This is a genomic window from Salmonella sp. 32010601201800023SM (assembly GCF_017572235.1).
GTDB classification, from domain to species: domain Bacteria; phylum Pseudomonadota; class Gammaproteobacteria; order Enterobacterales; family Enterobacteriaceae; genus Salmonella; species Salmonella enterica.
The window spans coordinates 405343-430439 of the sequence record NZ_JAGEQS010000003.1; the positions used below are offsets into that span (position 1 = coordinate 405343).

General features: G+C 47.9%; 8 protein-coding genes. 2 read left to right on the plus strand and 6 right to left on the minus strand.

What is annotated here, in order from left to right; genetic code table 11:
- Positions 1-65: 65 nt before the first annotated feature.
- From ghxP to soxR, 3 genes are all read right to left on the minus strand, one after another.
- Complete coding sequence (gene ghxP, locus J4617_RS12765) at positions 66-1415, minus strand: guanine/hypoxanthine transporter GhxP (RefSeq protein ID WP_000106907.1); 1350 nt, start codon at positions 1413-1415, stop codon at positions 66-68.
- A 346-nt stretch (positions 1416-1761) separates the two neighbouring features.
- Positions 1762-2430 (minus strand): glutathione S-transferase, encoded by a 669-nt coding sequence (locus tag J4617_RS12770; protein ID WP_000958575.1) that lies wholly within the window; start codon positions 2428-2430, stop codon positions 1762-1764.
- 292 nt (positions 2431-2722) lie between these two features.
- The gene (gene soxR, locus J4617_RS12775) at positions 2723-3181 is read right to left on the minus strand and encodes a redox-sensitive transcriptional activator SoxR (protein WP_000412686.1); all 459 of its coding nucleotides are present in this window, start codon (positions 3179-3181) and stop codon (positions 2723-2725) included.
- A gap of 86 nt (positions 3182-3267) precedes the next feature.
- Here soxR and soxS point away from each other — a divergent pair, with 86 nt between their 5' ends.
- Positions 3268-3591: a superoxide response transcriptional regulator SoxS gene (gene soxS / locus J4617_RS12780; RefSeq protein WP_000019483.1), complete on the plus strand. Its 324-nt coding sequence runs from the start codon at positions 3268-3270 to the stop codon at positions 3589-3591.
- Here the strand turns inward: soxS and J4617_RS12785 are convergent.
- Complete coding sequence (locus J4617_RS12785) at positions 3579-5180, minus strand: EAL domain-containing protein (RefSeq protein ID WP_017465937.1); 1602 nt, start codon at positions 5178-5180, stop codon at positions 3579-3581. The genes soxS and J4617_RS12785 overlap by 13 nt on opposite strands.
- A gap of 562 nt (positions 5181-5742) precedes the next feature.
- Here J4617_RS12785 and J4617_RS12790 point away from each other — a divergent pair.
- Complete coding sequence (locus tag J4617_RS12790) at positions 5743-6024, plus strand: YjcB family protein (RefSeq protein WP_000719058.1); 282 nt, start codon at positions 5743-5745, stop codon at positions 6022-6024.
- Between the two features lie 277 nt (positions 6025-6301).
- Here J4617_RS12790 and siiF read toward each other — a convergent pair whose 3' ends face one another.
- Both siiF and siiE read right to left on the minus strand, forming a co-directional pair.
- On the minus strand, positions 6302-8368 hold the full coding sequence (gene siiF, locus J4617_RS12795) for an SPI-4 type I secretion system protein SiiF (protein WP_000358566.1): 2067 nt from the start codon (positions 8366-8368) through the stop codon (positions 6302-6304).
- Between the two features lie 39 nt (positions 8369-8407).
- Entirely contained in the window at positions 8408-25087 is a 16680-nt protein-coding gene (gene siiE, locus J4617_RS12800) for a non-fimbrial adhesin SiiE (RefSeq protein ID WP_065680829.1), read from the minus strand.
- Between the last annotated feature and the right edge of the window lie 10 nt (positions 25088-25097).

Consider the following 25097-nt stretch of genomic DNA (forward strand, 5'->3'; position numbering starts at 1 on the left):
CGTGATGTGTCCTGAAAATGAAAACGGGCGACCAACGCCGCCCGTTTTTCAGAATGAAGGCAGAACTAGATAGCCCAGCCGCCGGCATAAAAAGCGACCAGCGCGACCGCAATGACGACAGTTCCGATATTCAGCTTACGCCATTCACCGGAAACCAGACGCCCGACGACCAGCGTGGCAAAGCCGATCATAATCCCGGTGACGATGTTACAGGTCAGTACAATAAATACGGCCGTTACCAGCCCCGCCATCGCATCGACGAAATCAGCAAAATCGATTTTCGCCACGTTACTCAGCATCAGCAGACCGACATACATGAGCGCCGGGGCAGTTGCGTAGACGGGAACGAGATAAGAGAGCGGCGAAAGAAACAGGATCAGCAAAAACAGCACGCCCACGGTAATCGCCGTCAGGCCCGTTTTACCGCCCGCCGCCGTACCGGCCGCAGACTCGATATACACCGCGGCTGGCGCTGCCCCGACCAGGCCGGAGAAAACGCTACTCAGGGAGTCGGTGGTTAGCGCTTTGCCGCCATCGATAATTTGTCCGTCTTTGTCCAGCAGATTAGCCTGCCCTGCGACCGCACGGATCGTGCCGGTCGCATCAAACACCGCCGTCATCACCAGCGCCAGTACGCTTGGCAGAACGACAGGGTTTAACGCGCCCATAATATCCAGGCTGCCGATCAGTGAGTTGCCGTTTTCATCGCTCAACGAAGGCATGGCGAAAATGCCGGAAAAATGGACGTTAGGATCGAAGAGCAAACCCACAATAGAAATGCCAATAATGGTCAACAGAATGCCGCCGGGGACTTTCAGCTTTTCCAGACCGAGAATAACAGCCAGACCCACAAGCGACATAATCACCGGGAAGGTATCGAAATCGCCCAGCGCGACCGGCAGGCCATCCAGCGGGTTTTTAATGACCAGGCCGACGCCGTTGGCGGCAATCAGCAACAAAAACAGGCCAATACCGATACCGGTTCCGTGGGCCACGCCCTGTGGCAAGTTACGCAAAATCCAGCTACGAATGCCGGTGGCGGAGATAACGGTAAACAGTACGCCCATCAGGAATACGGCGCCAAGCGCGACCGGGACGCTAATATGCTGCCCCAGGACCAGGCTAAACGCGGTAAACGCCGTCAACGAGATAGCGCAACCGATAGCCAGCGGCAGATTCGCCCAAAGCCCCATAACGATAGAGCCGACGCCTGCGACCAGGCAGGTCGCTACAAAGACGGCAGCAGGCGGGAACCCGGCTTTACCCAGCATCCCTGGCACCACGATGACGGAGTAAACCATCGCAAGAAACGTGGTTAAGCCAGCAACGACTTCCTGGCGAACGGTGCTCCCGCGTTGTGAAATTTTAAACCAGGCGTCGAGTGAACCGCCGGTACGCGCTGAAGGCGTAGACATAGAAAACATCCCCTGAGAATTTATTATTCGTCGGTATACGTGGGAGGTAATCCACTAACAGCGCAACGTTATCTCCTTGTGCTACATTTACGACAACCGGGGCGCCGCAAAAAAGCAAACGTTTAGCTCCACGTATACAAAACGGGTGGCAAAAAAAAGCAAACGATTATCCAGCGATCATCAACGCTTTTTCAACTGAACTTTGCCGCTTTTTATGCTTTTCTGCTTAGTATGCTCAATAAATAGCCAGACGATGCGCAAACGTTATCGTCCCTGCGCAATCCAGCAACAATTTTTCGCATCGCTGTTAGCAAATACGTTGCGCAATCTGCTCACAAAAACGCCATTATCCGCCGGGAATGGTAAACGGACCGCCCTGCTGAATCGCTCGCTGCCAGGCTGGACGCATTTCTACCCGCGCTTTCCATGCGTTGATATGGTCGAGATGAGCGATTCCGCCTCGGGCAAGCAGCGCAAATAGCGGGAAGCTCATCTGGATATCCGCCATACTTAACTGCTCTCCGGCAAACCAGGGGTGATTTGCCAGATGCCCGTCAATAAAGCGCGCATGGGTTTCCAGTTGCGGATTGAGGTACGCTTTTTGCGCGCCCTTACCGATAACGCCGCCCAACGTTCGCAGGCCCAATGGGACCGGCGGTTTACCCAGAGAGGTAAAGAGCAGTCTCATCAATAGCAAGGGCATGAGCGAACCTTCAGCGTAATGTAGCCAGAATCGATAGTGTTGTTTCCCCTGCGCATCCGCAGGTTTAAAGCGTCCGATACTGTCGTAAGTGTCCTGCAAATATTCCAGGATGGCGCCCGATTCCGCAATAACCATACCATGATCTTCGATAACCGGAGACTTGCCCAGCGGATGCACTTTTTTCAATGCCGGCGGCGCCAGCATGGTCTTTTCACGCTGGTAACGCACAATCTGGTAAGGCAACGCCAGCTCTTCCAGCGCCCACAAGATGCGCTGCGAACGAGACTGATTTAAATGGTGCACCGTCAGCATGGCTGTCTCCTGTAAGGTATGCCAACTAACTATAGAAAATTATGGCAGTTGCCGTAAAAATTTCGGCTAAAAAATCAGCATTTCGCTGGCGAACAGGGCGTCGTCGCTTACACTTACAGTATCAACACAAACCGGAACCTCCACCACGTGCTCGATATGAGGGGTGTTGACGTCGGGGGAAACCCTCCTGTAATCAGCGGGATAGAGCGAAAGACAAAGACCGGAAACAAACTAAAGCGCCCTTAGCGGCGCTTTAGTTTTAGGTGAACTCAGCCCGATGGCCGAGTGCATGTTAATCATCTTCAAGCAGCCGGGCGCCCGTCCCGTGTTCGCCAAGCCTGTCGCCTGGATTTCGCAGCGGACAGTCGCTACGCGATAAACAGCCGCAGCCGATACAACCGTCCAGCTCATCGCGCAACGCCACCAGCGTATGAATACGTCGGTCTAACTCTTCGCGCCACTGCGATGAGAGCTGCTTCCACTCTTTCGCGCTTAACGTATGCCCTTCCGGCAAGATACCAAACGCGTCGCCGATAGTTGCCAGCGGGATGCCGATACGCTGGGCGATCTTGATAATCGCGACATAACGCAACACGTCACGCTTATATCGCCGTTGGTTACCGCTATTACGGATACTGGTAATTAGCCCTTTGCTTTCATAGAAGTGCAGGGCGGACACAGCAACACCGCTACGTTTCGCAACTTCCCCCGGCGTCAGTAAGGCTTTTAAACGGGGAGATTTTTTTTCCATAAATCGCTTTACCTCAAGTTAACTTGAGGAATTATACTCGCCCGCAGACAAAACGACGAATCGAATACTGTTTAAGAGGCAACAATATGTCGCATCAGCAGATAATTCAGACCCTTATCGAATGGATTGATGAACATATCGACCAACCGCTAAACATTGATGTGGTGGCAAAAAAATCGGGCTACTCCAAGTGGTATTTGCAGCGGATGTTTCGTACGGTAACGCATCAAACATTAGGCGAGTATATTCGCCAGCGCCGTCTCCTGTTGGCGGCCGTTGAGCTACGAACGACCGAGCGCCCGATTTTTGATATCGCGATGGACCTGGGCTATGTATCGCAGCAAACCTTCTCGCGTGTATTCCGCCGCGAGTTCGATCGCACTCCCAGCGATTACCGTCACCGCCTGTAGGGCCTCTGCCCGCGTATCGTCAGAGGCGCGGGCGTTTGTTGTAACCAGGCGATGAATTCCTGCGGCGGTAACGCCTTCGCAAAGTGCCATCCCTGACAATACTGAACGCCGCGTTTTAGCAACCAGCTAACCTGTTCAGCCGTTTCAACCCCCTCCGCAATGATTTTTAGCCGCAAACTTTGCGCCATTTCAATAATATGTTCCACAATCAAATGGCTGGCGCTATTAGTGGTTAGCGTGTCGACAAAAGATTTATCAATTTTTAAAAGGTCGACATTTAATGAGTACAGGTTATGCAAGTTCGAATAGCCGGTACCAAAGTCATCAATTGCCACCTCGTATCCCGCCTGGCGAAACGCCTGAATAATCGGCGTCATTTTAGGCACATCAATAAATCCGCGCTCGGTCACTTCAACTTTTATCTGTTGCGCAAGCACTGAATGCTGACGCGTTTTTTCATGAATCATCACAATTAGCCGGGAAGAGAGAAAATCAGCGGCAGAGAGATTGATAGAGACATAAAGATGCGGGTGCGCGGCCAGAAAACCACCTAAATCATTAAATACCTCTTCGACGACATAATCGGTGATCTGCTCAATCATCCCCTCTTTTTCCGCCAGCGGAATAAATTCGCACGGGCTCATCACCGGACCGTGATAGCCCGGCCAACGCAATAGCGCTTCGGCACCTACACATGTCCCGTTTCGGATATCAATGATCGGCTGATAATGAAGGCAAAGCTGGTGCCTGGTAATGGCCCGTTGCAGCAATCGACGCGGTGAGTAATATGCCTGCCGGGATCGTGACCACATAAATAAGATGATAATGCTACAGATGATCCCTAACGGTAGCGTTAACGTAAGCTGATGAAAGAGGTTCTGGTAAAAGCGTTGCTTTGAGGTTGAAACAATCGCGGCAACCGGTCGTTTTGCTGATTTAACCAGAGTATAAAAACGCTCACCCTGTTGGAACACAGGTTCACTCCGTCGTACCAAAGGTAATAGCTGATCAGCCTGCGCCTGTTCACTCAGGGAGAAAAAGGTGTTGGTCACCGTATCATACATTCCCCAGGCCAACGCCGGATCGTCTGACATCACCTCGCTATAAGATAAGGGATTGATAACCGCGACATAGTTTCCCCGCTGCATATATGTCATTTTATAACCGTTGAAAAAAGGCGTATCACGATAGTAATAAATAGCGATGTCAGGCTTTCGTTTATAGTCAGCGCGGGGAATAAAATAAGGACTTGTTGGCGTCATAACCGTAGAGCATAGAAAACGCTGGCCCTTAGCATAAATCAACTCATTAATGTACAAACGACCGCGGATAATATTCAGCATTCGCTGTTGATGGGCTGGCGTACAGGCTTGCCCCTGATATTGTTCAGCAGCATCGCGGGCTAAATCTGCTTGCAGGATAACCCGCTCCGTTTTATCTAATACCAACTGCGCAAATGAATGTAACTGATTTCTGGTTTCAGAGACTGCCCGGATATGAGCAAACCAGATCGCCAGCAATACAGGAAGTAACACCACAATGATCGTTCCGAGAAATCTCAACACCTTGCGTCGTGTGCTTTGACTCATTTTCAGCCTATTTCCCTGCATTATTTGTGACTATTATTGGCAAAATAAGACGTGAACCAAACGGAGGTTTACGGTGCATGAATTTATCAATATTAGCAACAGACTTTTACCGATCAACATTTACCATTAATAACTACGCGCAATCTCTCTCGCATACCTGGCAGGACGCTAAATATTTTTGACAATATCAGATTTATACTCAAGTAAACGATGGGGTATACATCTTTACTCCTTTCTTTTGATAAATAACTTGATATTTTTATCAGGTCTGAATTTCACGAAAAAAAATAAAAGAGTAGTAATAATACATCTTTGCTTTCCGGCAGTTTCTCTACGGACGCGTAGAAGTCACACAAAAAATACGGTTATAAAACGCACAAAAAATACATTGCCGATCTGGCGAACAAGCTGGTTTTTGTGATATAGTTCACAAAAACAATGAAATAGAAACAATGTTTCATTCGATGTTGATGTGACGTCCGTCGATAGCCAGAATATCCCATGCTTCCCGGGAGCAACGCCGCGCTGTCCTGGACAAAGGTCTATTCAGAGGAAATGTTTCATGGCTGCCATAACCACTGGTGTCGTTCTTCTCCGTTGGCAACTGCTGAGCGCCGTGCTCATGTTTTTAGCCAGCACGCTCAATATCCGTTTCCGTAAATCAGATTATATTGGTCTGGCGGTGATCAGTAGCGGTCTGGGCGTAGTATCCGCCTGCTGGTTTGCCACCGGTTTACTCGGTATTACCATGATGGATCTCGCTGCGATCTGGCATAACATTGAAGCCGTAATGGTCGAAACGATGAGCCAGACCCCACCAGAATGGCCGATGGTGCTGACCTGATAGGCTATCGCTGCCGCTGAAGTCGCCCACCGGTTATCTCAACGCGGAATCGCGCGCCAGGGGTAGCCTTGCGAACCATCACGTCCCTCGCATTGCCGTTGATGAGGGCCGCCAGGTGTGGTTATCCAAAAATGGCAAGTGGAATAGCCCTAACAGAATCGAGCTAAACTTATTGAAGACGTTGCCGACTCGTTAAATGACAAAAAAGACCCGTTTGTGCAACGGGTCTTTTTTATTAAGCAGTACCACCTGATAACAGCGACAAGCGCTGCTTATTTTACATTAATAATTTATCCGGAGAACAATCACGGATTATTTTTCCACCTTTCATTACCAGGACCCGGTCAAAATACTTTATCAGATATCGACGATGCGTCACCATGATCAACGTTTTCCCATGAATAAACTCATCTAAGTTATCAAAAATTTGCTTCTCGGTATTCTCATCCAGATTTGATGTTGGTTCATCCCATAAAAAGACGCTGGCGTCACTACTCAGACTACGTGCTAATAATAACTGCTGCTGCTGTCCGGATGACAGGTTTTTAGCCATAAAATTCACCGGAAACTTCAGCCCCATAGGATGTTGCAAGATAAAACCACAGTTCGCCAGCTGAAGCGCCTTGAGTACCCGGCCCCTGTCGTTTTGCGGTTTTAACGCGAAATTACTTTCAATGGTTCCGGTGAATAAAACATCATGTGTCGTCACCACGCTTAAATGCTGAGAAAAAAAGTTCTGCGATAAATGTCCTAAGTTATATCCATCATATAAAATGGCACCGTCTGTTGGCGAAAGGTAGCCAGATAGCATTCCCAGTAATGAGCTTTTTCCTGCTCCGCATTCGCCTACCACCGCGACACGTTGCCCCGCAGGTATGTCTATAGACAGTCGGTTAATAATCATCGGAGATTGAGCATCATACTGATAACTCACGCCCCGGATAGAGATATCGCCATTGCACTTTGATATTGACTGTAATGCCGGTGTTTTTTCTGCCTGATCTTCATCAAAAAAAGAAAGCAGATCCTTACCGGTTTTTTCTGCTGATAAAATAGAGATTAATGTAGAAGAAAAATTCGAAATGATCCCGGAAATACGGCCAGAGACAATGACAGATGAAACAATTGCGCCAGTAGTAACATCACCCTTGATTACCATAAAAAAGGCTATTACCATAATAGTTATTTGGGTAATAGATGACATACTCCCCAATATAGATTGATAGATAAGATTTAATTTCCTTATCTTCAGGTTAAGATACGACTGTTCATTTGATGTATTAACCCAATCAAAAAGTAAACCTTGATTATTTAAGGTATGGATCATTTTAATAGATAAGAAAACTTCTGAGATAAAAATATTCCTGTTCTTCTGTCCTTCTTTTTGTTTGTTCATTAACTCATTAGTATAATGGTGGTTAACGAGGGAAATAATAATAGAGACGATAAACATGGTAATAGGTACAATAACAACCAGACCTAAATTTACATATATAACAATGAGAAATATAATAAATATTGGAATATCGGCTATACGTTGAAAGATCGAGTTTAATAAAACGGGTTTAATTTTCTGAAACTCATTCCATAGCACAAATGCTGATGACATGGATCTGCCATTTTTCTTTTTACTATAAAGTACCGCTTCAAGAAATGCGATATCAATATCGACGTCATCCTGCCTTGCTGTGATAGACTGATAAATATCTTTCGAAGTACGAAGGATAAACTCAAAAACAATAAATACAGCAACAATTATAGCCACGCCAAATAAAGATGAAACCGAAGCGCTTGGAACAAGCTTATCATAGAACAGATTACTAAATACTGGGATAGTTAACGCAAAAATTGCCATAAAAAGAGATGAAAAGAAGTATTTAGTATAAAAAATCTTGTTCATCGATAAAGAGTTTTTTATGATATTTTTTACTCTTATACTATCAACAACTTTATTTAAAGGTAGTATACTAAATGCAGATAACTCTTTTAAATATTCATCTTCAATTTCAACATAACAGAGTTCACCGCGCGCGTTTACCAACTTTATTTTTTGCCCGCCGCTCACACACACCATCCACTTCATTTCTGGTGTTAATAGTAAAATCGGCATAGGCTCATTTAGTAAATCCTCACCATTATTAAATAATATATCCTGTAGAGAAAGCCCTAACGACAAAAAGAAATTCTTCATTTGTATAGAGTCATCAGTGTTATTTCTGTCGTACTTTTTAAATCTTAAATTTATATCATCCTCTTTGATATCAATTTTTATGTTGAATTTTTTAGACACTATAGATAATGCCGTTTCCGCACTTAAATAATAAGGTTCTAGTTTTTTATCCATAAGTAAACCCCCTCACCCAAAGGTGAGGGGCCTCCGTTATTATGCGTGTTCTTCTTGATTATCTACAGGTAGCGTAACTTCATTAACGGCGAAAACATCAATAGCGCCGTTATTGTTGTGCCCTACAGAACTCGTGGAAGGGGAATCATTAATATCATCCTCGGTCTTTCCTCTTGCATTCATTGCGTTCACAATATCCGCCGAGGAGTGATCGACTGAGAATGTTTTCTCCTTAATCAGGAAATCATTGTCTTTATCAATGAATTTCACGTCCATAGTATATTCACCATCTTCCAAAGATAGCGGAACTTCGAATATTGCTTTCTGGTTAGTTATCGGCAGAGTAAACTCTTCTCCTTCAAACATAATACTGACATTAACAATATTCTCAGGTACTGATATTTCAAAAGAAGGTGTCTGACTAATTGAACGATCTATTTCATCCCCAGAGTCAGCGTTTAACAATGTAATACTATAGGCTGTCTCCTTCACCACGCTTTCTTCCGCCGCAGACGGCACTGTACGAAGATGCGTAGCGCTTTCGGCATTCACTGTTTCAGACTCCGGTGGAGTAACCGCTGTTGCCGTGGCGTCATCGCTCGCATCGTCATGCTGGCTATCCGCTGTTACCGTCACCGTTGAGTCAACCGTCACCGCTAGCGAAGCAGATTGCTGTGAATTCCCCGCGCGATCCACCACCGTCACGCTCAGCGTGTAGGTACCATCATTCCAGGCGGCTGGCGGCGTGAAGGTCCAGCCATCCGCGCCTTGCGTCGCCTGATAGGTGTCTGTCACGCCGTTATGCGTCACGTTTACGGTCACCCCGGTCACATCAGCATCAATATGCTGCAGCGTGAACTTAGGCTGGGTGTGATTCGTCACGTTATCGCTGTCTGAAACGCCATTGTCTTCACCTGCTGCCAACGCAATCTCCGGCACCGTCAGCGTACTGTCGATCGTAACGGTAATGGGTAACGAGTTTTTCTGATTACCCGCGGCATCGCTTGCGATTACCGATATCGTATAGGAACCATCAGCTAACGGTGTACCTGGCGTAAAGAACCAAACGCCATCGGCATTTTTTTCAGCATTATATACGGTCCCATTGATATCGACCTGAACGACCACAACATCGCTTTCCAGATTCCCGATAATAAAGGTAGGTTGCTTATCTCGCGTAATATTATCGCCCACCGTACCACTGTCTGAGTCTGGAGATAATGAAATAACGGGAACCTCTTTCATGATATCGAGAGAGACATCATCACTCCGGTTACCAATCGCATCCACACTCGTAATGGTAAACTTCCCTTCCGATGGATACGGGATAGCCATACTCCATTTACCATTATCAGGAACGGTTAACGTATAAGTATTCCCATTACTATCGGTTATTATTAGCTGAGATTTGGCTTCCGCCGTCCCCTGCATAATAATTAGATCGTTGACAATATCTGAATAAGTTACGACCGGAGCGTTTGGTGGCGTTCGATCAATAAATATTTCATGTACCTCTTCCTTACGGTTGCCTGCGTTATCCTCAATACTCAACGTGATATCGTATTTACCTTCCGGAAGCTGATCGGTCGATAATTCCCACTGCCCATTAGCCGCAACGACAGCGGTTGCCAACGTGACCCCTGCCACGATTAATGATACCGTAGCGCCAATTTCCCCCATACCTCTCATGGTAATAGTGGAGCTATTACTCCACCAGTCCGTTTTCGATGATGATTTATTGTCATCAAGCTCGCTGGTAAATACCTGGATATGCGTATCGACCCAAATGGAATACTTTTCCTGATTTACGTTACCAGCACGGTCCGTAGATTTAACAGTGATATCCAGTTGGCCTTCTGTGAAATAAAGCGGGTTCACCGGCATCTGCCAGTGGCCTTTTTCATTAACCCAAACTTCCCCCACATTTAAGCCATTAATGATGATTTCTATTTTGCTATTGGGCTCGGCACTGCCACTAAACAATAAGTTACGCGTCGTGTCCGTTATATATATTTTGCCATCACTACCGGTCATCTCTGCTAACGTTTGTCCACCGATAGAATCAATGGCGACAGGCGTCGTATTAAAGGTATCGATAGTAAAGTTTAGCGTTTTCGAGGTAGCCGTGTTGCCTGCTTTATCGGTGATAACATAATAAATGCTATGGGAACCATCGCCCAACGGTGACTCAGGTCGATAAACTTGATTTCTGTCCGTCACCGTGATCGTATCGACTAACACCCCATCAATGAAAATCTGAACACTCTGGTTCATTTCTCCAGAAATACTAAACGTAGGCCGGGTCTGACTCGTTATACTATCATTACTGAAAATACCGTTATCAGAACCTGCCACCATAGCAGGATTATCGATAAACGTACTGGTATCTATCGTGACGAGTAAGCGAGGCGATTCTGCCGTATTACCTGCCGGGTCTTCGGCAACCACACGGATAGAATATTCACCATCTTTTAACGCATTATCAAACTGGTAGGACCAGGTTCCATCTTCAAGCACAAGCACATTTGCCACGATCTTTTCATCCACATAAATATGGATTGTGGCTCCCGCTTCTGCGGTGCCAACTAACACAGGCTTGTTGTGATTAGTAATCAGATCGTCAAGTGAACCAGAGTTGCTTGCATCTTCAAGGTTGAGCGTTGGGAAGTCGGTTGATGAATCGACATCCACGCTATAATCCTTGCTCACTTCAGTGTTGCCAGCAACGTCAGTAATGCTGAAATGAATATTAAACGTACCATCATCTTGCAGCAGTATCGGCGCGCGCCATGTGCCATCAGCCTCAACCATAACAACGTTGACTAATTTACCATCGACAAAGATGCTGACCTGAGAACCAGCCTCCCCGACACCTGAGACTGACAACGCCCGGTTATTAGAGAGGGCCGGTAATGAATCTTCATCAATGTCAAAGACAGCAATTTGAGAATCGATTGTCACGGTTGTAATCGCAGACTCAACCCGGTTACCAGCAGTATCCGTAGCAACAAATTGCACCTGATACTCGCCGTCGGCGCTATTTGCCGGCATGGTATAGCTAATATTACCTGACGAACTCGCCTCTACTGTGCCTTGTAACACACCATTAATATAAACCTGTACCGTCGCGCCGGGATCGGTCATGGCAACCAGTACCGGAGACTTATTATTGGTAATCAGATCATATTTATCACCGCTATTAGTATCCCGACTTAATGAAATATCGCTGATTTCAATCTGCGTATCATGTTCTATCAGGATATCTTTTTGTTGGCTGTTGCCCGCTTTATCTTCCGATACCACGACAAAGGCATTACTACCTTCACGCAGATCTAATTCTGCGCTCCATCGACCATCATTGCCTACCACCAGGGTAGCAATAACCACCCCCTGCGGACTCCTGATGGTTAAAGTACTTCCGGCTTCGGCAGTACCATCGATGGTGACATGAGATTTATTGGTGATCCAGTCGCCAACTTTGCCACTGTCATCAGCTTCGCGTAATACCACGGTTAACGGCGAAATTACCGTATCCAGTATCACATTCTGCGGACCAAACTCTCTGATATTGCCGGCAACATCTTCAACTTTAAACGTTAATACATAATTACCGTCATTACCCAAAGCAGGTAATACTACGCCCCAGTGTCCTGCGCCTGTCGTATAAGCAATCGCTTTTTCAACGCCATTCACAAAGATAGTGATTTTGCTGTTTGGCTCACTGGTGCCGCCAATCTCCGGCGTCACCGTATTGATATATCCGCCCTCATGCATTCCAGATATATTCCATACCAGTTCAGCAACCTCGGTATCGATAGTGACATCAACGGCGGTGGAACGCAGTTCGCTATTATCGCGAGGGTTGACGATACCCACCTGGACGACATAATGGCCATCTTTCATTTCCGATAACTGGAAAGTATATCGACCCGCTGTATCCGCTGTCGCCTCGCCGACCTTCACGCCATCCACATAAATACTCACAATCGCATTAGGTAACGTGTTCCCAACCAGGGTCGGCGTTTTATTATTCGTGGTAAAGTCTCCTAAGGCACCACTATCGCTCTCCTCGCTGAGCTTTATGGTTGGAGGCGTGACATCAATAACAGGTATTACGACAGGAAAGTCGACCTGCGACGATTCATTACCCGCTTTATCTTTGGCAACAATGCTCACAACATAGGAGCCTGGCGCTAATACTGATGGCGGCGTCCAACTCCATTCGCCATTCGCATTGGCGTTTGCGGAGCCGACCACTTTCCCATCCCACTGAATCATAATCGTCGAGAACGCTTCGGCAAACCCTTTGAACTCAGGACGCAGGCTGGTTGCTTCATGCTGATCATCAATAGATGGATCCGAAAGGCGAATGGTGGGATCGATCGTAACCGTATCGATAGTGAATCTTTCCTGCGTTTGCGCAGTATTTCCCGCGACATCTGTTGCGACGACGTTGATGGTATACATGCCATCCGGCAGTATATTCGGCGTCACACTCCAGTTGCCATCAGCGCCAACCGTAATCGTTTGTTTTAAAACCTCCCGACCTGACTTATCGTCAACAATGGTAATCACCAGTTTCGCATTGGGCTCTGCAGTACCTTCGAATTTGGGATTTTGCTTATTCGTAAGGTTATCGCTATTGGAATTTCCGGTATCAGACGCTGGCTCCATTCTGACACTGACGCTTGTCGTGGTATCAATGGTAAAGGGCAGCTTAGTTTCAGAAGTATTTCCGGCAATATCTCTGAAGACAACAACGGCTTCATATACGCCATCGTTTAACGCAACGGGAACCTGGAATTCCCAGAGGTTATTGCCATTTGCCGTAACCGGATAAGAAACGCCGTTAATTCTGATTACAACAGTATCAATATCGGCGGGTACATTGCCAATAACGAAACGTGGTTTAGTGACACTCGTAATATTATCAACAGCGCTTTCGCCAGTATCATCCGCATCCAGCAAATCAATACTGGGATCAGAAACAATAGTGTCTATTGTGAATGATACCTCTTTGCTAATTTTATTACCTGCGATATCTTCAGCCACTATTTCTATTTTGTAAGTTCCATCCACTAACGGTGTATCAGGGGTAAACAGCCATTTATTACCTGCCCCCTGAGTCAGTGTGCTGGATTTCCCGTTTAAAATTACCGTCACGCTCTGCAGCGGTTCTCTGGCTGAAATTTCAAAACGTGGAGAGGTAATATTCGTAATACCATCCGTAGAATCCTTTCCGGCGTCGTCCAGCATCACGACGCTCAGGCCGTCAATCTGCGTATCCACGGTGAAGCCCAGTGTGGAATTTGCCGTATTCCCTGCCCGATCCGTCGCCTGGACATGGAGAGTATAATGACCATCAGGCAATGCGCTACCTGCAGTAAATTCCCACTGCCCGGCCGCATTTTTACTGATGGGCGTCCAGTTTACGCCATCGAAAGAAACCAGCACCGATGTCACATCATCAGGCGTTGCAATTTCAAAAGAGGGACGGGTAGCATTGGTGACATTATCGTGATCGTTGACGCCGCTATCTGTTGTTAACGTAACACTGTCAATCTGAACCTGCGTGTCGATTTCAATCTTCAGTTCGGCCGATGTTTTGGTATTACCAGCAATATCCGTTACGGTAACAGAGATCGTATGCTGACCGTCAGACAGCGGTTGATCCGGCGTAAAGGTTAAATTCCCCCCTGTGTTTTCAATGGTGTAATCCCGACCATCAATATGAACCACAATGTGTGATACATCATTATCGACATTACCGATAATAAACACCGGTTTGTTAATCCTGGTAAGATTATCATTAGTATCATCACCAGTATCATGGGTGGGATCGAGTACAATTGTCGGCTCTCGCAGAGTCGTATCAATCGTAAACTGCAGCGTTTCTTGCGCAACGTTGCCGGCGATATCAGTCACATCAACCAAGAGAGTGTGTTGCCCATCAGGTAATGCCGAACCGACATTAAATATCCAGCGGCCATCCCCTCCTTTTGTGAGTTCAATCCAATTAGCGGCGTTATCGATTTTAACGCGCACATGGGTAATATCATCAGCGGTAACAATACTAAACTGCGGCTTGTCGACTTTGGTAATGTTATCTACATCGCTATCACCGCTATCTGTAACCAACGTGACGCTTTCAATTTCAGCCGTCGTATCTATCACAACAGGTAATGGTTTCGATGTCGCGGTATTTCCGGCCTTATCTTCAACCGTAACGGTAATATTATAAGAACCATCCGGAATGGCATTGCCTGGCGTAAATTGCCAACCAGCCCCAACCTTAGTCGCGTTATAATCATGACCATCAATCGTCACCACGACTTTGATAACATCGGGGTCAACATTACCAATCGTAAAGGTGGGTCGTGAAATATTAGTGATATTATCGGCTGTATTCGCTCCGGTATCTTGTCCTGCGTCTAAAGCAATAGTCGGAACCTGTATATTAGTATCGATATTAAATACTAAATCTTTATTCGCAATATTACCTGCCTCATCCGTGGCCTCTACGCGAAGGGTATATGTGCCGTCAACCAGAGTATTCGGGCTGTCAAAAATCCACTGTCCGTCGGCATTTTTGCGTATCACATTCCAGTTAGCGCCACCATCCAGGGTTACGCGTACCTGGACGACATCACCGGGAACGTCAATTCTGAATGACGGTTTGGCAACATTCGTTAATTGATCATTCTGCACGCCAGTATCATTAAGCAATACGATATTGTTAATGGTTGTCGTGGTGTCAATACGCACCTCAAACGGCGCAGACTCTTTTACATTCCCCGCCAGATCTTCCACCACAACGGCTAACTGATATGAGCCATCAGCCCAGCTCGCAGAAGGCGTAAAGCGCCATTGACCATTGGTGAATACCGCCGCTTCCTCGTGCGTTTTACCGTTGTAAGTTACTTTGACCATCACGCGCGTAACGTCAGAATCAACCTGGCGTATGTCGAACACAGGCCGATCGTGATTGGTGAGGCGATCGCCAACAGTACCGCTATCTTCGCCAGCTGCCAGTTCAATCACCGGCGTAGTCAACGTACCGTCTATCGTCACCTTTAAAGGCGCGGATGTTTGCTGGTTGCCTGCCACATCTGTTACCGTCACGGTGAATGTGTAGCTACCGTCCGCCAAAGCAGAATCCGGTCGATAGCGCCAGCCGTCGGCTGATTCGGTGAGTACCACCGTTTTAAACGTGCCGTTATGCTCAATACTCAATTCCACGTGTCGAACATCTTTATCGATACTCCCCAACACAAATACTGGCTGAGTGACGCTGGTCAGATTATCGTTCTTATTCTGTCCGGTATCCTGATCGGGCGCCAGCTCAATGGTTGGCGTCATCAACGTGATGTCGATAGTGAAATTGAGCGTCTCCGTCATCTTATTACCCGCACCGTCAGTCACTTCCACGGTCAGGGTATGCTGTCCCTCTGGCATATCCGTCGGCCAGGTGTAATCCCAAATGCCAGCCGTCGAACTCTTGATTGCGGTAACCCAGGTCGTGCCGCCGTCAATACTCAGAAGAACCTTTTCCACATCATCCGGTACCGAGATCTGGAACTGCGGACGCACATGTTTTGTCACATTATCGCCAGGGACGCCGCTATCGTTGACTAATTCAATATGATCAATGGCTATTTGCGTATCCACTGTCACCGTCAGCGGCGTAGACGGACGCGTATTTCCCGCCCGATCCTCCACTGTCACCGTCAGCGTATAATCACCGTCGCCCCACGGCGCTGGCGGTGTAAAGCTCCAGCCTCCAGCCCCCTGTGTCGCGGTAAACGAGGTTGTCGTTCCATTATGCGTGACGCTGACTGTAACGTTGATAACATCCGAATCGATATTCTGCAGAATAAAGGTCGGTCGGGTGCGATTGGTCATATCATCGCCAGGCGTACCGGTATCATCCGTGCTATCCAGCGCAATGGTCGGCGTCGACAATCGGGTGTCGATGAAAAATTCAAGCGTTTGCGTCGCCGTATTGCCCGCTCTGTCGGTGACCATGACGGTTAGGGTGTGTTTTCCATCGCCCATATCCGTTGGCCAGGTATAGCCCCAGACGCCTTCGATACCCTGCGTCGCGCTCACCCAGTTTGCGCCCCCATCAATGCTCAGTTGCACAGAATTCACATCCGCCGGCACCGTGATCTCAAACTGCGGACGGGTGCTATTAGTTAGATTGTCATCAGGCACGCCATGATCATTGACCAATGTAATATCAGTAATGCTGGTTTGCGTGTCCACCGTCACCACCAGCGGCGTGGACTGACGAACGTTTCCTGCGTTATCCTGGACTTCTACCGTTAGCGTATAGCTACCGTCCGCCCAGTCAGCATCTGGCGTAAAGCGCCACTGTCCTCCAACCTGGGTTAGTGTCACTTCCTGGCTATTGCCGCCCTGTGTGATCCGCAAAATGACCGAGTGCGCATCGGCGTCAATATTGCCAATGGTAAAGCCCGGTCTTTTGACGCTCGTAATATGATCGCCAATGGCACCTGTATCGTCCCTGCTATCCATAGCGATGGTAGGCGTTGACAGCCGGGTATCAATGGTAAAATCGAGCGTCTGCGTCGTCTTATTTCCCGCCTTATCGGTCGCTTCTACCGTCAGAGTATGTAGCCCGTCGGTCACATCTTTCGGCCAGGTGTAATCCCAGGTCCCTGCCGTGCCCTGTGTTGCACGAACCCACGTATTACCGCCGTCGATACTCAGACGTACCTCGTTGACATCCCCTGGCACCGTGACGCGGAAGTGTGGACGAACGTCATTGGTCAGGTTGTCGCCGGGAATACCGTTATCATTAACCAGTTCAATAACATCGATGGTGATTTGGGTATCAACCGTGACCGTCAGCGGCGCTGAGTATTTTACGTTCCCCGCATCATCCTCCACCCTCACCGTCAGCGTATAGTCGCCATCTGCCCATGTGCCGGTCGGTGTCACGCTCCAGATGCCGGTCGCGCCTTTGGTGGCCGTCAGCACTTCTTTCGTGCCGCCATGCTGCACCTCAACCGTGACATACCGCGCGTCTGCGTCAATATTACCCAGTAAAAACGTCGGCTTATTTACGTTGGTCAGGTTATCGCCTTTTGTTCCGCTGTCGTCCGTGTTGTCCAGCACGATAGTCGGTTCTGACAGTAGGGTATCGATGATGAAGTCCAGTTGCTGCGTCGTCTGGTTTCCCGCCTTGTCGGTCGCCTCCACTGTCAGGGTATGCTTCCCCTCTCCCACATCAGCCAGCCAGGTATAATCCCAGACGCCCGGCGTCGCGCTCTGGGTAGCGTTGAACCACGTCTTGCCGCCGTCAATGCTCAGGCGCACCACGTTGACATCCGTCGGTACCGTCACCTGGAAGTGCGGACGCACGTTATTAGTCAGATTATCGTCGGGAATACCGCTGTCATTGACCAGTTCAATGTTATTAATGGCGATTTGCGTGTCCACCGTCACCGTCAGCGATGCAGAATGGCTGGTGTTCCCCGCTTTATCTTCGACTGACACACTCAGGGTATAATCACCATCCGCCCACGCCCCTGTCGGCGTAAAGCTCCATCCGCCTGTGCCTTTCGTGGCGTCAAATGTGGTGGTGACGCCGCCATGCTCCACGCTGACCGTAACGCGAACGGCATCATCATCAATATGCTGCAGGGCAAATGTCGGCTGGGTGCTATTGGTCATGTTATCGCCCTGGACACCGGTATCGTCCGCGCTATTCAGTACGATGACCGGCACTGACAGCGTGGTATCAATAGTGAAGTGGAGTGTCTCCGTCACCGTATTACCCGCATTGTCAGTCGCTTTCACATTCAGCGTATAGTCGCCATCCGGCACGGTGCCCGGCCAGGTATAATTCCAGACGCCCGGCGTCGCGCTCTGTGTCGCCTTAACCCAGGTCACGCCACCGTCAATGCTCAGACTAACTTCGTTAACGTCCCCCGGTACCGTCACGCGGAACTGCGGATGGGCGTCGTTAGTCATATTGTCGCCGGGAATACCGTTATCATTAACCAGTTCAATAGCATCAATGGTGATTTGGGTATCAACAGTGACCGTCAGCGACGCTGAGTGTTTTTCGTTCCCCGCCTCATCTTCCACCCTCACTGTCAGCGTATAGTCGCCATCTGCCCATGTACCGGTCGGTGTTACGCTCCAGTTGCCGGTCGCGTCTTTGGTAGCCGTCAGCACTTCTTTCGTGCCGCCATGCTGCACCTCAACCGTGACATACCGCGCGTCTGCGTCAATATTGCCCAGTAAAAACGTCGGCTTATTTACGTTGGTCAGGTTATCGCCTTTTGTTCCGCTGTCGTCCGTGTTGTCCAGCACGATAGTCGGTTCTGACAGTAGGGTATCGATGATGAAGTCCAGTTGCTGCGTCGTTTTGTTTCCCGCCTTGTCGGTCGCCTCCACTGTCAGGGTATGCTTCCCCTCTCCCACATCAGCCAGCCAGGTATAATCCCAGACACCCGGCGTCGCGCTCTGGGTCGCGTTGAACCACGTCTTGCCGCCGTCAATGCTCAGGCGCACCACGTTGACATCAGTCGGTACCGTCACCTGGAAGTGCGGACGCACGTTATTAGTCAGATTATCGTCGGGAATACCGCTGTCATTGACCAGTTCAATATGGTCAATGGCGATTTGCGTATCGATGGTGACCGTCAACGGCGCTGAGTGGCGAATATTACCCGCCTCATCTTTCACCGTTACCGTCAGCGTATAGTCGCCATCAGTCCACGCGCTGCCGGGTACAAAACGCCACTGCCCGTTAGTCTGCGTCAGCTCCACCTCCTCGCTGTGACCATCGCGCATCACCTGCACGACGACCTGAGTCACGTCAGAATCAATACCGCCGATAATAAAACCCGGCGTTTTAACGTTAGTCTTATTATCGTTGGCGGTGCCGCTATCATCTGCGCTATCCAGCGTGATGGTCGGTGTCGACAATGTGGTATCAATGATAAAATTGAGCGTTTCCGTCGCCGTGTTGCCTGCAACATCGGTTGCTTTCACTGTCAGGGTATACGTATTTTCGACCAGATCTGTCGGCCATATATACTCCCAAACGCCGTCAGACGTCAGCGTTGCGTTAACCCAGTTGATGCCGCCATCAAGACTCAGTTGCACAGAGTTCACGTCCGTCGGTACCGTAATATGAAACTGTGGACGTGCTTCATTGGTCAGGTTATCCCCGACAATACCCGTGTCATTAAGAAGCTCAATGCGATCAATAGACGTTTGCGTATCGATAGTCACCGTCAGCGGCGCAGAATAATTTGTATTACCCGCCTTATCTTCTACCTTTACCGTCAGCGTATAGTCGCCATCGGTCCAGGCTGCGCCCGGCGTAAAGCGCCACACACCGCCGTTCTTAATCAACTCTATCTGTTGGTTCTTACCATCATGCGCCACCGTCACCACCACTTTGGTCACGTCGGCGTCGATATTACCGAGGGTAAAGCCTGGCATCTTAACGTTGGTGATGTTATCGCCAGCGGCGCTATCATCCGCGCTGTCCAGGGTAATCGTCGGTTCTGACAGAATGGTATCGATGGTGAAGTCCAGTTTCTGCGTCGTTTTGTTTCCCGCCTTGTCGGTCGCTTCCACCATCAGGGTGTGAGGGCCGTTAGCCACATTCGTCAGCCAGGTATAATCCCAGACGCCCGACGTCGCGCTCTGCGTGGCGTCAAACCACGTTTTGCCGCCATCAATGCTCAGTCTTACACCGTTAACATCCGCCGGTACTGTCACCTGAAAGTGCGGGCGCGCTTCATTGGTCAGATTATCGCCGGGGATACCGCTGTCGTTAACCAGTTCAATACGGTCAATGGCGATATGCGTGTCTACTGTCACCGTCAACGGCGCGGACTGCTTCACATTTCCGGCCCTATCTTCTACCTTCACCGTCAGGATATAGTCGCCGTCCGCCCAGTCGCTGGTCGGCGCAAAGCGCCACTGTCCGCCGGTCTGAACCAGTGGCACCTCCTGTTTAATGCCATTGTGCATTACCTCCACTATCACCCGGCTGACATCGGTATCAATATTGTTGAGGGTAAAGCCCGGCGTTTTAACATTGGTGATATTATCGCCCGCGATGCCGCTGTCATCTGCGCTGTCCAGCGAGAGGGTCGGCACAGACAGAGTGGTATCGATGGTGAAATCGAGCGTCTGTGTTGCCTTATTTCCCGCCTCATCGGTCGCTTCTACCGTCAGGGTATAGCCCCCGTCGGCCACATCATCCGGCCAGATATAATCCCAGACGCCCGTCGTCGCGCTCTGGGTCGCGTTGAACCACGTCTTGCCGCCGTCAATGCTCAGGCGCACCACGTTGACATCCGTCGGTACCGTCACCTGGAAGTGCGGACGCACATTATTAGTCAGATTATCGTTGGGAATACCGCTGTCATTGACCAGTTCAATGTTATTAATGGCGATTTGCGTGTCCACCGTCACCGTCAGCGATGCAGAATGGCTGGTGTTCCCCGCTTTATCTTCGACTGACACACTCAGGGTATAATCACCATCCGCCCATGATGTCGGCGGCGTAAAGGTCCATCCGCCTGTGCCTTTCGTGGCGTCAAATGTGGTGGTGACGCCGCCATGCTCTACGCTGACCGTAACGCGAACGGCATCATCATCAATATGCTGCAGGGCAAATGTCGGCTGAGTGCGATTCGTCATGTTATCGCCCTGGACACCGGTATCGTCCGCGCTATTCAGTACGATGACCGGCACTGACAGCGTGGTATCCACCGCGAAATCGATGGTCTTCGTCACGGTATTGCCTGCTTTATCAGTCGCCTCCACCGTTAGCGTGTATTGACCATCTGCCAGGTCTGTCGGCCAGATATACTCCCAGCTGCCTGCCACGCCCGGGGTTGCCTGAACCCACGAATTACCACCGTCAATGCTCAGACGGACTTCATTGACATCCGTAGGTACCGTCACACGAAAGTGGGGACGGTCGTCGTTGGTCATATTGTCGCCTTTCACACCGCTATCGTTGACCAGTTCCACCCCATCAATGGCGATTTGGGTATCGATAACGACCGTCAGCGGCGCTGAATAGCTGGTATTTCCTGCCTTATCTTCTACTTTCACCGTTAACGTGTAGCTGCCATCCGCCCACGTATTCCCTGGTGTAAATAACCAACTACCATTGAGGTGGGAAAGTTCGATCTCTTCGCTCACGCCATTGTGCATCACCTGTACGACGACCCGATGCGCATCGGCATCAACACCGGAAATAGCAAAACCTGGCTTATTGATATTGGTCAGGTTATCGCCTGTAACCCCCGTATCATCCTTAGAAAGCAGGGAAATCACCGGCGTTGATACTGTGGTATCGATAGTAAAATCGAATACCGCACTGTTCGCTTTATTACCCGCAATGTCCTCAACCTTGACATAAACCTGATGCAAGCCTTCCGTTAAATCTGAAGTAAAGGTATAGGCCCATGAACCATCAGGTTGTTGCGTGGCAACACCGATCTGCGTATCAGACGCGGCATCCCATACCTGAACACTGATAATGTCCGGATCAATATCTTTTAGGTGCAAGGTAGGTTTAACGATATTCGTTAAATTATCATCTGAAATTCCCGAATCTGAATCCGGGCTCAATGAAACTATCGGTATTGAAATAGCAGTATCGACGCTAATTAAGAAAGGATCCGAATGGGCAATGTTGCCAGCGATATCTTCAACTGAAGCGGTTATTCTATGATCGCCATCAACCAAACCTTGATCGGCTTTTAGAGTATACTCCCATCTGCCATCTTTATTTGTTCTGACCTCAGCGATCAGTGCACCATCAATATAGAGTTTAACCGTTGAATAGGGTGCAGCGGTTCCTGTCAGTGCAGGATTCTTTTCATTAATAATATGGTCTGTATTATCAACCCCCGTATCGTTGACCAACTCTATTGTTGGTTTTTGTGTTTGCGTTACGATTTGGAAATTATACGCTGATGAGGAGGCAGTATTACCGGCAATATCTTCTACCTTTACCGTTACGTCATGCGAGCCATCGGATAACGCTGTGGTAAATTGAAAATTCCATACACCATCATCGCCAGCAATAGCCTCGCCACTTAACACACCGTCAACATAGATGGAAACCTTAGCATTAGCTTCAGCCATCCCGGTAAACAACGGCGTATTAATTTTAGTAATCATATCGCCTTTAACGCCAGAATCAGCGCTATCATGCAACATAACAGTAGGGATCGGCGTAAAGCTATCAATGGTAAGCTGATAATCTACAGATGACGTTCTTCCTAAAGGATCGATGGATTCAACCGTAATCTTATAAACATTGTCAGACAGATTTCGGGAAATATCAAAATTCCAGTTACCGTCTGCATCCGCAGTCGTCACGCCTATCGTTTTACCATCAATAAGGATATTTACGGTAGCAAACCTATCCGCTGTTCCCAGTAACGTCAGAGCATTATGTTTATTGGTAATCCAGTCGCCTTTTGCACCGGAATCATCACTGGCATCGAGTTCCGCTTTTGGAGGTACAACTTCAGTTTGAATAGTAAAAGAATATTTAACAGTAGAGGATTTATTACCGGCGGCATCCTGAGAAATGATTTCAATATCATAGGCACCCTGAAGAAATTTATTACTAAACTGATAATTCCAGGTCCCGTTTGAGTCAACCTCAATGCTGTCATATAATTTACCATCTCGCATCAATAAGATGGTAGACTTTGGCTCTGCCGTACCGACTAAAGCCGGTAAATCATTCCCTGATAAAATTATACCATTCGGTAAAACAACAAAGTCCTCCAAAGAAACCGTCGGAGGTACAGGGGCAATAGTATCGATAACGTAACTAAAGGAAAAATCCTTTTTGTTGCCAGCGACATCTTCAACAGTGAACGTAAGATTGTTAATCCCTTCCACTGAGTCGGAAGTGAAATTGAACGTCCATTCGCCCTTGTCATTCGCTTTAAAAATAACCTCTTCGCCAGTCTCACTATTTATGACACTGATAATAGCATTTGGCTCAGTTTTACCTGTAAAGGTTGGGCGAGTATTGTTAGTAACGTTATCTCCAACAATACCGCTATCATCAGTAGTTTCAATCTCAGCGCTGAAATAGCTGATACGTGTATCAATAGTAAAAGGCAGATTTGCCGTCGCTGAGGTATGCCCGGCAATATCAGTAGCTGTTGCTGTTATATTGTATTCGCCATCCTTGAGCGGCGTAGTAAGCGTATAGCTCCATGTCCCATCTTTAGCAACAATGACCTCACCAAGATGTTTAAGTCCAAGATAAATAGAGACTGTAGAACCGGGTTCCGCCACACCAATAAATGTTGGCAGGGTGCTATTAGTAATGCTGTCATTTTTAATGCCGGAATCACTACTATCATCCAGCTCAATCGTCGGCTTTTCCGGAGCAATGGTGTCGGTTATGATACTATCCGTCGTTTCGTTTTTATTACCTGCTTTATCCACGGCAACGACTTTTATACTATTTTCGCCCTCAGATAGTTCATTATCTTTAAATTCATAACTCCAGTTTCCATCTTTATCGACATCAACGCTGGCAACCAGTTTATTATCTACATAAATGTCAACCTTGGCATTCTCTTCCGCCGTACCAACAATTGAAGGCGTCAAGGTCGGCGTTAAGCCCTTATGACCAGACACACTACTTTCAGGCGAAAGTTCAAATGTTGGCTTATCGGTAACGGAATCGATAGTAATGACAAGTTTGGCGCTACCGCTCCCATCAGCAGTCTTGGCCTCTGCCTCCAGATTGTATGTTCCATCAGTCAATGTTTCAGGCGCAGTGAAGGTGAAGTTACCCAAACTATCCGCTACAGCCTGACCGACAGCAATACCATTAATTTTAATAATGACCGTGGCATTGGGAGCAGTGCTACCTACAAACTGAGGTTTGGTAAAATTAGTTATACTATCATCTTTGCTACCACTGTTACTCTCGGCCGCAAGCGCTAATGTGACTTTAAGCGGCTCTTTAACAGACTCGGCATCGAGCTTATTTTCCTCATTTTTACTGCTATTACTTTTGCCAGTACTGGTATTTTTATTAATAGGTTGAGGAAGAACTTTTTCAGCATCGTTCTGTTTAGAAGCCTGCGTTGCTTTAGCCTGTGTATTTTGCTGGGAAGCATCGCTTTGCTGAGCCAAATTGTCTTTTGCTACATTGTCAGCCAAAAAGTTCTGCAGCATTTCTTCAATTTGCTTTGACGAGTTCTGTACTTCAAACGCTTCATTGAGCGCTTTTTCTGCTGCCTCCTTAGCTTTCTCTGCTTCTTCCTTCGCCTTATCAGCTTCTTTCTTTGCGTTTTCAGCATCGTCAAGCTGCTTTTTTAATTCCTCTTCTTCCTTCTTATTTCGTCGTTTGCCATTACCTTTCTTTTCTACCTGAGCAGAATCAACCAATGAGCTGTCAATTCTCTCCAGTTGAATATCTTTTAAATCTACGCTGCCCAGAATTTTAGCGCCGGTAATAGTCTTATCTTTAAATTTAACAGCGAGGTTATTGCCTTTGATACTTGAATAAAGAGCGCCATTGACAATGATCACTGAACCACGCGGCGTGGTAATGTTCATGTCTGGCCCGGAAAGAGAAACTTTTGCGCCTTTGGCATTACCCAAAGAAGATAAATCAATTACAGAATTTTGATCGGCAAAAAACTTTTGTATGCTTTTATTTCCCATAATATTATAT